Here is a 12,318-nt window from a genome sequence, read left to right on the forward strand (position 1 = left end):
GGGGGCATTCCTCGGCGGAATACCGGGCTAGCCCGCAAACCCGCCCTTGTTCAGGAAAACGCGCTCTTCGTCTGAGGTCGCCCGAGCCAGCACCTCATTACGATGGGGAAAACGCCCGAACCGCTGGATGATCTCGGCATGTTCCTTGGCCCAATGGTAGGTAGTGGCGCCCAGTGGCTGGTTGAGAACCAGAGAGCGCTGCTGATCCGCCGGGTCTTCCGAATGTTCGAAGGGCAGGTAGCAGAATGCACGCAATGCGAACCAGCGTTTGGGGCCGGCGTTTTTCCAGAAGTCGATGACGGAGTGCGGGGTGTCATTGCTCATTGTCGCTACCTACTCTCAATCGAATCCCTCGACGGTAGCAGAAACCCGGTGTCAATTGTGGTGAGCGGGCTTGCCCCGCTCACCACAACAAGCCCGCCAGCCAGAGACAAGCGTGGTTACCGATCAGAAGTCCACTGTTGCCGAGAGCTTGACGGTGCGCGGCTCGCCCTGGGTCAGGTAGTTATTGGCCGTCGACGCCGACGCCCAATAGGCCTTGTTCGCCACGTTCTCGACGTTGGCGCGCAGGGTGATGTACTTGTCGTCGGCCTTGAAGCCATACCGGGCGCCGAGGTCGACGCGGGTCCAGGCCGGGATGCTCAGGGTGTTGGTGGCGTTGACGTATTCGCCCCCGGTGCGCAGCATCCGCGCGTTGACGGCGGCGCCCTGGAGGCCGGGAATGTCCCAGTCGGCGCCCACATTGTATTGGAAGCGCGGCACGCCGGCAGCGCGGTTACCGTCGCTGAGGCCGTTGGAGGTGTTCTTCAATTCGGTGTTCATCCAGGTAGCGCCGGCCAGTAGACGCAGGCCGTCAACCGGTTCGCCGAAAACGTTCAGCTCCACGCCTTTGTTGATCTGCTCACCGTCGACACTGAAGGTGTCCAGGCTATTGCCGGGCAGGCGCGACGTGGAGCTGTTCGGCTGCTCGATACGGTACACGCCCAAGGTGGCGCCAACGCTGTCCCAATCCAGCTTCACCCCGGCTTCCGTCTGTTTGCTGCGGTTAGGCGCAAAGACCTCGCCGGGGTTGGTGACATTGCTCAATGGCGCCGTCGGTCCCTGGGCCAGCCCCTCGATGCGGTTGGCATAGAACGACACGTGCTCCCACGGTTTGACCACCAGGCCGTACACCGGCGTGGTGATGCTTTCGGCATAGTTGGCGTTGCGCGCTCCCGTGGTGGTGTTCCATGCATCCACCTCGATGGTCTGGCGCCGAACGCCCAGGGTCAGCAGCACGCGATCATCGATAAAGCCCAGGGTGTCGGACACCGCCGCGCTCTTGATGCGATTCTTGCCGACGACACGCGGGTCATGGATATCGCTGCCGAAGTAAGTAACGCTCGGGCGCGGAATCTGGGTCGGGTTGTACAGATTGCCCGGTCGGCGGTTGGCCTGCAGGATCGCCTCGAAGGCCGAACGCTGCTCGCCCCAGATCCCCGACAAACCGACGTTCATCTGATGGCTCACCAGGCCGGTGTTGAAATGCCCGTTCAACCCGGCCATGGCGCTCTTGTTGTCTTCATCGTGAGGCGAGTACAAAAAGCCCACACGCCCGCTGCCATCATTGCCCACGTACAGCGACGAATACTGGCCATTCTCCCGCGTATGCTTGGCGCCGCCGCCCACATAGGCGGTCCAGCTTTCATTCAAATCGTATTCGGCATTGAACATGCCGTAGGTGTCTTCCAGCTCCGACCAGCTCCAGTCCTGGGCGTAATTGTGCTTGGCTGACGGCGCCTTCGGCACTTGGGTGCCATTGGGGTAGACCACCGAGCGACCGTTGTTGATGCGCTCTTTCTGGTAGCCGAAGTCGGTGGACACGCGCAGGCGATCGTCACGGTAATCCAGGGCGACGGCCACCAGTTGCGAGCTTTTGAATTCATCCTCAATGGCCGTGTCGCCGCCATGCCTGGCCAGGTTGACCCGCGCGCCGAAGCGGTTGTCTTCGCCAAACCGCTGGCCCAGGTCGAGGTGGCCGCCGCGCTGACCATCGGTGGTGGTGTCGAGGGTCACGCTGCGGGTGGGCGCGTCTTCGGCGCGCTTGGGCACCAGGTTGACGCTGCCGCCGATGCCGCTGCCCGCTGGCGACACGCCATTGACGAACGCGTTGGGGCCTTTGAACAACTCCACCCGCTCCAACGCCTCCGTGGTGACGATCTGCCGGGGCAGCACGCCGTACAGGCCGTTGAAGGCAATGTCATCGGTGCTCAGCGGCAGGCCGCGAATAGTGAACACCTGGGAAAAGTTGCCAAAGCCGGAAGACTGGCGCACCGAGGCGTCATTGAGCAGCACATCGCCCACCGTGCGCGCCTGTTGGTCGGCGATGGTCTTGGCGGTGTAGCTGACCACGCTGAACGGCACGTCATTGATCGAACGAGTGCCCAATACCCCCAGGCGCGCCGAGCGTGCGACCTGGCCGCCGGCATAGGTGTCCGCCTGCGCCCCGCCCTCCCCACTGATGGTGGTCGCACCCAGCTGCAACGCATCGCCCGTCTCTTCGGGCACCACGGTGTAGCCGTGAGCGCCGGTGCTTTGCAGGGTATAACCGCTGCCTTGCAACAACTGCATGAAGCCCGCTTGCGCAGTGAAACGGCCCTGCAAGCCAGCGCTTTGCTGGTCATTGAGCAGTGTGGAATCAAACGACAACGGCACCCCGGACAACGCCGCGAACTGCGCCAGTACGTTGCCCAACGGCCCCGGCGCAAGGGTGTAGCTGCGCACCGCACTGGTCGACGCCGCATCGGCGGCCACGGCACTGTGCAACGGTGCGATGGCTGCCAGGGCAACGGCCAGGCTCAAGGCCTTCAAGGGGCGGATGGGGTGCGGTGTGAAGGTCATGGGGATTCCTGTCGGCGCGCTGCAAAGTTGAGGGTTCTCCCCTACACCGGGCGACAACGAAAAAGGTATCAGCGAATATCGACAATAATTTCAGCGAGGCTCAACGGTCACCCAGTAGCCAGTCAGGCTGCTGACCTTGACCGGCAGCGTTTCCTGCAACAGACGCAGGCTGGCGTCGGTGTCTCGCAAGGGGAACGCCCCGGAGACGGTCAGCCCGGCCACGCTGTCGTGGCAGCGCAACACGCCGTGACGGTAGCGTCCCAGTTCATCGAGCAAGTCCGCCAAGCGCATCTGCTGGGCCAGCAGCATGCCGTTTTCCCAGGTGGTTGCGCTGATTTCCAGCGGCTGCACCGCTGCCACGCCGTCGCTGCCGAATGCGCTTTGCTCACCGGCCTTGAGGATCAGCCCATGGCGGGCATGCTCCGGGAGCATTTCCACCGCGCCGTCAAGCACCGCCACGCGGCTGCTCTGCTCTGCCACTCGAACGCTGAAATGCGTGCCCAGGGCGCGGGCGGTGCCGTGGCGGGTTTGCACGATAAACGCACGATGGCGGGGTGCGGGGTCCTTGGCGGTGGTGATCATCACTTCGCCTTGCAGCAACTCGATACGTCGCACCTGATCGGTAAAGGCGATGTTCAACGAGCTGGCGGTGTTGATCAGCAGGCGCGTGCCGTCGGGCAAAGTGAGGTGGCGTTGCTCGCCGATGGCGGTGTGTTGGTCGGCGGTCCACGGCTGCCACGGCTTTTGCCGATAAGCCAGCCAGGTCGCCGGCCCCGCCAGCAGCAACAGCCCGAGAGCCTGGCGACGGCCGAGGGATTGCTTGCGGCCGATGCGCTTGAGGGTGTCGCCGGCAATCGCGCCCGGCACACTGTTGAAGTCGCCCAGGATCGCCTCCGCCCGTTGCCAGGCCTGGGCGTGCTGGGCGCTGCGGCCCTGCCATTGGGCGATGGCGCGGCGGTCTTCGTCGGTGGCGCTGCCGGACTGCAACTGCACCATCCAGTCGGCGGCTTCGCCGAGGATCAGCGGGTCGATGGACGGGTTCATGCCACGCTCAGGCATGCCAGGAACGCATCGCGCATGTAGCGTTTGACCGAGACCAGCGACACCTTCAATTCCTCGGCGATCTGCGCGTACGTCAGGCCATCGATCTGCGACATCAGGAAGGCCTGGCGGGTCTTGTCCGGCAAATCGCGCAGCATGGCTTCGATGCGGTACAGCGCCTCAAGAATCAGCCAGCGGGTTTCCGGCGACGGCACCTCCTGCTCCGGCAAGTGGGCAATGGTTTCCAGATAAGCGCGCTCGACTTCCTGGCGGCGCCAACTGTCGATCATCAAGCCCTTGGCGATGTGGGTAAGCAACGCACGCGGCTCGCTGCCGAAACCCGCACTGTGCTGCCGGGTGAGCAGGCGCATGAAGGTGTCGTGGGCCAGGTCGGCCGCATCGCTGGCGTTGCCCAACTTGCGGTCGAGCCAGCGGTATAACCATCCGTGGTGTTCGCAGTACAGCGCCTCGACAGGCAGATTGAGCGAAGACGACATGCAGATCACCGGGGACCAGAGAGTAATTAAGAATTGATCGCATTCTAATCTGCACAACGAAACGCGGCAACGCGCAAATTAATGTTATAGGATAACGCCCCTTTTCCGTCCCGCACTGTGATCGCGCCCATGACCGATGCTGCCCCCTTGCGCCAACGCCTGCTTTCCATCGACGCCCTGCGCGGCCTGGTGATCCTATTCATGCTGCTGGACCACGTGCGCGAAACCTTCCTGCTGCACCGCCAGGTCAGCGACCCGATGATCATCGACAGCACCGAGCCGGTGCTGTTTGTCAGCCGCACCCTCGCCCACCTGTGCGCGCCGGTGTTTGTGCTGCTCACGGGGTTGTCGGCGTGGCTCTACGGCCAGAAATACCAGGGCCGCCGCGATGTGTCGGCATTCCTGTTCAAGCGCGGGTTGTTCCTGGTGGTGCTGGAATTTACCTTGGTCAACTTCGCCTGGACCTTCCAACTGCCGCCCAGCGTGATCTATATGCAGGTGATCTGGGCGATTGGCGTAAGCATGCTCGCGCTGGCCGCGCTGGTGTGGTTGCCGCGCCCGCTGTTGATCGGGTTGGCCCTGGTGATCATTGGCGGGCACAACCTGTTGGATGGCGTGCACTTCGAGGCGGGTTCGGCCTTGCAGATTCCGTGGACGATCCTGCATGAGCGCAGTTGGATTGAGGTCGGCGATTCGCTGCGACTGCGCACTACCTACCCGGTGCTGCCGTGGATTGGCGTGATTGCGCTGGGTTACGGCCTGGGCCCGTGGTTTGCCAATGGCACGCAGCCGGCGCTGCGCCAACGTTATCTATTACTCGGCGGTGTGGGGGCGTTGGTGGGATTCGTGCTGTTGCGGACAGCCAACGGGTATGGCGAGAAGCCTTGGCAGGCGTATGACAGTGGCGTGCAGACGCTGATGAGCTTTTTCAACGTCACCAAGTACCCGCCTTCGCTGTTGTTCCTGGCGCTGACGTTGGGGATCGGCTTGTTGCTGTTGCTGGCGTTTGAACGTGCGGGACAAAAACGTTGGATTGGCATCTTGGCCACGTTCGGCGCCGCGCCGATGTTCTTCTACCTGCTGCACTTGTATGTATTGAAAGTCCTTTACGTCGCCTGCGTGGCGCTGTTTGGCCTCAATCACGGCAACTACTTCGGCTTCGACAGTATGGCCGCCATCTGGCTGGTGGCGCTGCTGTTACCGCTGGCACTCTATCCACCGGTGCGCTGGTTTGCGGCGCTCAAGGCACGCCGCCGCGACCTGGCCTGGCTCAAATACCTCTGACCCGGCACCGTCCAACTGTGGGAGGGGGCGTGCCCTAACTCCAGTCAGTTAAGAAGTAGAAAGGGTAAAAAGTAATCTGTGGCGAGGGAGCTTGCTCCCGTTGGGCCGCGAAGCGGCCCCAGCTCTTTGCTCGAAAAAACCGGGACTGCTGCGCAGTCCAACGGGAGCAAGCTCCCTCGCCACAGGTACACACCGTTCTAGGAGGCGTTAAGCCAGTTCGGCCCGCAGTTGACGCGCTGCCGTCACCATGTGAATCAACGCCGCTTCCGTCTCCGGCCAGCCACGGGTTTTCAACCCGCAATCCGGGTTCACCCACAACCGCTCAGCCGGAATCCGCTTGGCCGCCTTGCGCAGCAGGTTGGCCATCTCCGAGGCATCCGGCACGCGTGGCGAGTGGATATCGTAGACGCCCGGGCCGATGTCGTTCGGGTACGCAAAGGCTTCGAACGCGTCCAGCAACTCCATGTCCGAGCGTGAGGTCTCGATGGTGATCACGTCGGCGTCCATTGCCGCGATCGACTCGATCACGTCGTTGAACTCGCTGTAGCACATGTGGGTGTGGATCTGGGTTTCATCGCGCACGCCCGAGGCGCACAGGCGGAACACTTCGGTGGCCCAGTCCAGGTAGTGCTGCCACTGTGCCTGGCGCAACGGCAGGCCTTCACGGAACGCAGCTTCGTCGATCTGCACGATCTTGATGCCGGCGGCTTCCAGGTCCACCACTTCGTCACGAATCGCCAGGGCCAGTTGGCGGGCCTGGACTTCACGGCTCACGTCTTCGCGAGGGAACGACCACATCAGCATGGTCACGGGGCCGGTGAGCATGCCCTTCACGACCTTGCTGGTCAGGCCTTGGGCGTAACGGATCCACTCCACGGTCATCGCGTTCGGGCGGCTCAGGTCACCGAAAATCACCGCCGGTTTCACGCAGCGCGAACCGTAGCTCTGCACCCAACCGAAGCGAGTGAACGCGTAGCCGTCCAACTGCTCGGCGAAGTATTCGACCATGTCGTTACGTTCGGCTTCCCCGTGGACCAGCACGTCCAAGCCGAGGTTTTCCTGCACTTCAACCGCGTGCTTGATCTCGCTGTGCATCGCTTCGACGTACTCGGCTTCGCTCAACTTGCCGGCCTTATACGACTGGCGCGCCAGACGGATCGACGCGGTCTGCGGGAACGAACCGATGGTGGTGGTCGGGAACAGCGGCAGGTTGAGGCCGGCACGTTGCTGCTCGATACGCTGGGCAAACAGCGACTGGCGCTGGCTGTCCTTGGCGGTGATCGCCGCCACACGGGCTTGCACGGCCGGCTTGTGGATACGCGGTGAAGCAGCGCGCGCAGCCTGCACGGCGCGGCTTTCAGCCAGGGCAGCGAGTATGTTGGGCGCCTCGGGCGCGCTGACTGCTTGGGCTAATACCGCCACTTCGGCGCACTTCTGTACGGCAAATGCCAGCCAGCGCTTGAGCTCGTCATCCAGTTTATCTTCACGGCCCAGGTCGACCGGGCTGTGCAGCAAGGAGCAGGAAGGCGCCACCCACAGGCGATCCCCCAGTTTTTCATGCGCATGCTGCAAGGTGGCCAGGGCCTTTTCCAGGTCGCAGCGCCAGACGTTACGGCCGTTGACCACGCCCAGGGACAGCACCTTATAAGCCGGCAAGCGGTCGAGAATGGTCGGGTACTGGTCCGGGGCACGCACCAGGTCGATGTGCAGACCATCGACCGGCAGGTTGGCGGCCAGACCGAGGTTTTCTTCAAGGCCGCCAAAGTAGGTGGCCACCAGCTTTTTCAGCGGGTCGCGCTGGATCAGGTTGTAGGCGCGCTCAAACGCGTTTTTCCACGCTTGCGGCAGGTCGAGCACCAGGATGGGCTCGTCGATCTGCACCCATTCCACCCCCAGATCAGCCAGGCGCTGGAAGATCTGGCCATACAACGGCAGCAGGCGCTCCAACAGGTCAAGCTTATCGAAGTCGCCGCCCTTGGCCTTGCCCAACCACAGGTAAGTCAATGGACCGATGACGACGGGCTTGACGTTGTGACCCAATTCGCGGGCTTCCTGCACTTCTTCGAACAGTTGCTCCCAACCCAGGTGGAACTGCTGGTCAGCGCTGAACTCAGGCACCAGGTAGTGGTAGTTGGTGTCGAACCACTTGGTCATTTCCTGGGCGTGGGCACCGCCGCAGCAGCTGTCGCTGACACCACGGGCCATGCCGAACAGGGTGTGCAGGGTGGCTTTGCCATCGGCTGGGCGGAAACGCTCGGGGATCACGCCGAACATCAGCGAGTGCGCCAGTACCTGGTCGTACCAGGCGAAATCACCGGCGGGCAGCAGTTCAATGCCGGCCTGTTTTTGCAGGTCCCAATGGGTCTTGCGCAGGTCACGGCCAACGGCACGCAGGCCGGCTTCATCCAGCTCGCCCTTCCAGAACGCTTCCTGCGCTTTTTTCAGTTCACGGTCGCGTCCAATACGCGGGAATCCGAGGGAATGAGCGACTGCCATGACTTACAACTCCAATGTCGATATTGATGGCAGCCATTGTCGGCACACACTCATCATGAGACAAACTCATTTAATTTGAGATGATCACAAGATCTATTCATGTTTACAGCCAGGAATACGCCATCGTTCGCTGGCCCCACCCCGTCCAATACGCATACCATGGGTCAAAACACTCAACCGAATGAGCCCTCATGATCACAGCCAGCCTGCGCAGTCACCTGACCCTCTGGTTCGCCGGCTTATCGTTACTCACGTTGTTGAGCGTGGGCTTTTATGTGGGCCATATCGCCACTGAACAGGTGAAGCAGGCCAGCGGCAATACGCTGTTGAGCACCGCCCGTTCCACGGCGGCGCTGCTGGCCGTGCAACTGCGCGAGCGGCAACTGGAAGTGTCGTTGCTGAGCAAGGCCCCGCTGTTTCGCCAGGGCAATCTGGACGCGCCGGATATCCTCACGTTGATGGAACTGCGCACCCAATCGCGCGCCGAGTATGCGTGGATGGGGGTGGCCGACGCCGAGGGCAAGGTGCACCAGGCGGTCAACGGGTTGCTGGTCAATCAGTCGGTGCAGCAACGGCCGTGGTTCCAGGCGGGCATGCGCGGCGAGTACGCCGGCGATCCCCATGAAGCCGTGCTGCTGGCCAAGCTGTTGCCGGGGGCCACGAATGGCGAGCCATTGCGCTTTATCGATTTCGCCGCGCCGATCCGCAACGCACAAGGTGAAACCATCGGCGTACTGGGCGCCCATGCGCATTGGCGGTGGGTCACGCAAATCGTCGACTCCGCCGTGATGCAGAAGGATGCCCTGCCCGACCTTGAAGCCCTGATTGTCGACTTCGACGGCAAAGTGCTCTACCCACAAGTGCTGGCCGGTGAGCCGATGCCGCAAGCCAACCTGGGCAAAGCGTCCGGCTGGTCCACCGGCAACGGCTACGTCACCGCCTCGGTGGCGGTACCCAGCCCGTCGAATGCGAAAGTGAGCTGGTACATCGTGGTGCGTCAACCCCTGGATATCGCGCTGCAACCGGCACGCGTGCTGCTGTACAAGCTGTTGCTGCTGGGCGTGATCGCGGCCTTGGTGTTCGGGCTCGTCGCCTATTACTTGGCGTCCACCCTCAGCCGTCCGATCGAACGCCTGGTGCGGTCCGCCAAACAGGTGCAAGACAATCAACCCGGCGCAGCCTTCCCCCAGGAACACCCCGTGCTGGAAATCGCCCAGTTGGGCCGTTCGCTCACCGGCATGACCCAGTCCCTGCTGTCCAAGGAACGTCAGCTGCAGGACGCCAATGCCTCCCTGGAAGCCACCGTCGCGCAACGCACCGCCGACCTGACCCAAGCCAATGCCGAGCTGCTCAAGCTCGCGACCCACGATGCATTGACCGGCGTCTACAACCGTCGCCGCTTCGATGAAAAACTCGCCGAAAACAGCCTGCTGTTCCAACGCACCGGCCGCACCTTCGCCTTGCTGCTGATCGACGCCGACTATTTCAAGCGCGTCAACGACAGCTACGGCCACGCCATCGGCGACGACGTGCTGTGCCAATTGGCCGCCCTGATTAAAAACACCACCCGCGCCACCGACTTCGTCGCGCGCTACGGTGGTGAGGAATTCGCGGTGCTGCTGCCCGAAGTCGAAGAACCCGACAGCCCCGACGTGGTCGCCGAGAAAATCCGCGTCGCCGTGGAGGCGGCGGTGTTCCCAACCGTCGGCCATGTGACCGTGAGTATCGGCGTCGGGGTGGCCGAGCCGTCGGACCGCGACACCTCGGCGCTGCTCAAGCGGGCGGATATGCAATTGTATGAGGCTAAAGCGGCGGGCAGGAATCGCGTGGCCTGACACTGCTGTGAAGAGGCCGCTTGCTGTGGCGAGGGAGCTTGCTCCCGCTTTTTCAGGTCTGCTGCGCAGCCCAACAGGAGCAAGCCCCCTCGCCACAGGGTTAGGGTTGAAGTGCCGTTACAGCAACGGAATCGAATAACTCACAAACACCCGATTCTGATCCTGGTCCCGCGCCACTTCACTGCGCGACACGCCGTTACGCCAGCCAAACCCGACGTTCTTGAACGTACCGCTCTGCACCACGTAATCCAGCGAGATATCGCGCTCCCACTCGCTGGCATCGTTGCCGCTGGCGGTGAGGATGTGATCACCCTTCAAGTACATCAGCGAGGCCTTCAAGCCGGGCACGCCCAGTGACGCGAAGTCGTAGGCGTACTGCGCAAACGCCGTACGCTCGCCCGCCTGGATAAAGGTCTGCACGGTGCGGTCGGTGTAGAGGTACAGGCTGGCGCCGCCCTCCCCTTTGTTCACCAGGCCACCCTGGTTGAGTTGGGCGAAGTTACTGTCATCCGAGACTTGCTGGTAACCAGCGGTAATCGCGTGCGGCCCCAGGGAGTAGATGAACGCCGCGCTCCAGGTGTTGTTGTCGATTTCACCGTTGCCGTTTTTGGTAAACCCGCTGATTTTGTAGCCTTCGGCACGGCCGGCGGCGCTGCTGTTTTTGCCGTCGGAGCTGGTCTTGAAGTAGCGCAGGTCGGTTTTCAATGAGCCGTAATCACCGAGCGGCAGTACATGGATCAACCCGGCGAAGTGCTGCTGGTAATAATCCTCGAGGTTGGCGTAGTAGTACTGGACCATCAGGTCCTTGGTCACTTGGTAATCGGCGCCTGCATAGTTGAACGTGTTGCTTTCCTGGGTACCGCCCGCTGCCGCCAGGCCGCTGCGATCACTGGAGCCACGGCCGGTGGTGTGTTGCAGCTGGCCGCCGGTCAGGGTCAGGTTATCGATGTCTTTGCTGGTGATTTGCCCGCCTTCGAAAGACTGTGGCAACAGGCGACCGTCGTTGCTCACCAGGATCGGCAGGTTCGGACGCAGGTAGCCGTAGCGCAGTTCGCTCTTGGCGAAACGCGCCTTGGCCGTTGCGCCGCCACGGGCCCAGTTGTCGACGGCCTTGCCGTCGTCGTTGGGGATCATCGAGCTGCCCACATGGCGGCCGGCGCCGCTGTCGAGGGTCACGCCAAGCATGCCGACGGCGTCCAGGCCAAACCCCACGGTGCCATCGGTAAAGCCCGATTGATAGTTGAGGATAAACGCCTGGCCCCACTCTTCGGTCTTCGAGGGGGCGGCGGCGCCGTCACGGTTGTCGTTGTTGAAGTAGAAGTTGCGCATGCTCAAGTTGGCTTTGCTGTCCCCCAAAAAATCAGCCGAAGCCAAGGGGCTCAAGGCAATGCCCAGGCCGCCGGTCAATACGCTTAACACATTCAAAGTGGCTTTCATCACAACCTCAGTCAATTAACCCATGAGCGTCATAAAACGGATACGGCCCCGGGTAGTCCCCGAATACGCCGTTGTGGCTGATCAAACCTTGTTGCGCCTCCCAGCGATGCAACAAATAGCCCGCCGGCTCCAGGTTGAAATGCGCGGGCGCCGCTTCTTGCAAATCCAGCACGATCTGGTGAGAAGTGCCGGGGCACACACAACTCACACTGCCGCCGAAACGCCGCTGCATCGGCCGGTGCAGGTGCCCGCACAACAGGCGCTCCACTTGCGGATGGCGCGCAACGACTTGCTCGAGGGCGGCGGCGTTGATGAAAGGTTCACGGTCCATATGGCCGATGCCGCTGATAAACGGCGGGTGATGCAGGATCAACAGCGTTGGCGCGTGCGGGCGCAGCGCCAACTGCTCGTCGAGCCACTGCAGTTGGCTGTCGAGTAACTGGCCGCCGTGACCTCCCGGGATGGTCGAGTCGAGGCCGATCAGGCGCAGCGGGTGGTCGTCTACCACCCAGTCCAATGGGCCATCCGCCGACGCGGGCAAATAGGGGTGATCACGGAACGCCTCCAGCAGCGGACCTCGTGTGTCGTGGTTGCCGGGCACCAGGTAGCAGGGCATCTGCAGGCGGGCGAGTTCAGGGTGCAGCACGGCGTATTCATCGGCGCGGCCGAAATCCACCAGGTCACCGCTGATCACCACGATATCGGGGCGCGGGTGGCTGGCGTTCAGGTGGTCGACGGCACGGCGCAGCGCGCCCAAGGTGTCGACAACGCCATAGGTGAGGCGCTGGCCGGCTTTAAGGTGCAGGTCGCTGATCTGCGCGACAAGAAACGGATGATTCACAATAGAT

At 62.5% G+C, this 12,318-nt stretch carries 8 protein-coding genes and 1 pseudogene; 2 read left to right on the plus strand and 7 right to left on the minus strand.

Translation table 11 applies throughout. The features are described 5' to 3' along the window. Positions 1-27: 27 nt before the first annotated feature. From K7431_RS03835 to K7431_RS03850, 4 genes and pseudogenes are all read right to left on the minus strand, one after another. Positions 28-255 (minus strand): annotated as a pseudogene (locus K7431_RS03835) (DUF924 family protein); the annotation flags it as partial. A 192-nt stretch (positions 256-447) separates the two neighbouring features. Continuing rightward, positions 448-2,880, minus strand: a complete 2,433-nt coding sequence (locus tag K7431_RS03840; protein WP_043205470.1) for a TonB-dependent receptor — start codon at positions 2,878-2,880, stop codon at positions 448-450. 90 nt (positions 2,881-2,970) lie between these two features. Further along, positions 2,971-3,924: a FecR domain-containing protein gene (locus K7431_RS03845; RefSeq protein ID WP_012724715.1), complete on the minus strand. Its 954-nt coding sequence runs from the start codon at positions 3,922-3,924 to the stop codon at positions 2,971-2,973. Further along, positions 3,921-4,418, minus strand: coding sequence for a sigma-70 family RNA polymerase sigma factor (locus tag K7431_RS03850; protein WP_043205471.1), 498 nt, complete (start codon positions 4,416-4,418; stop codon positions 3,921-3,923). Before K7431_RS03850 ends, K7431_RS03845 begins: the two co-directional genes overlap by 4 nt. Positions 4,419-4,547: 129 nt before the next feature. On the opposite strand from K7431_RS03850, the gene K7431_RS03855 reads away from it, so the two are divergent. Continuing rightward, positions 4,548-5,702, plus strand: a complete 1,155-nt coding sequence (locus K7431_RS03855; protein ID WP_043205472.1) for a DUF1624 domain-containing protein — start codon at positions 4,548-4,550, stop codon at positions 5,700-5,702. 207 nt (positions 5,703-5,909) lie between these two features. Here the strand turns inward: K7431_RS03855 and metE are convergent, their stop codons facing one another. Continuing rightward, positions 5,910-8,198, minus strand: coding sequence for a 5-methyltetrahydropteroyltriglutamate--homocysteine S-methyltransferase (metE, locus tag K7431_RS03860; protein ID WP_012724718.1), 2,289 nt, complete (start codon positions 8,196-8,198; stop codon positions 5,910-5,912). Between the two features lie 191 nt (positions 8,199-8,389). On the opposite strand from metE, the gene K7431_RS03865 reads away from it, so the two are divergent. Continuing rightward, entirely contained in the window at positions 8,390-10,033 is a 1,644-nt protein-coding gene (locus K7431_RS03865) for a sensor domain-containing diguanylate cyclase (protein ID WP_012724719.1), read from the plus strand. Positions 10,034-10,150: 117 nt separating this feature from the next. Here the strand turns inward: K7431_RS03865 and K7431_RS03870 are convergent, their stop codons facing one another. Next, positions 10,151-11,470, minus strand: a complete 1,320-nt coding sequence (locus K7431_RS03870; protein ID WP_043205473.1) for an OprD family porin — start codon at positions 11,468-11,470, stop codon at positions 10,151-10,153. 7 nt (positions 11,471-11,477) lie between these two features. Next, entirely contained in the window at positions 11,478-12,311 is an 834-nt protein-coding gene (locus tag K7431_RS03875; RefSeq protein WP_012724721.1) for a phosphodiesterase, read from the minus strand. Between the last annotated feature and the right edge of the window lie 7 nt (positions 12,312-12,318).

Source organism: Pseudomonas fluorescens group sp., from assembly GCF_020093335.1.
Taxonomy (GTDB): Bacteria; Pseudomonadota; Gammaproteobacteria; order Pseudomonadales; family Pseudomonadaceae; genus Aquipseudomonas; species Aquipseudomonas petroselini.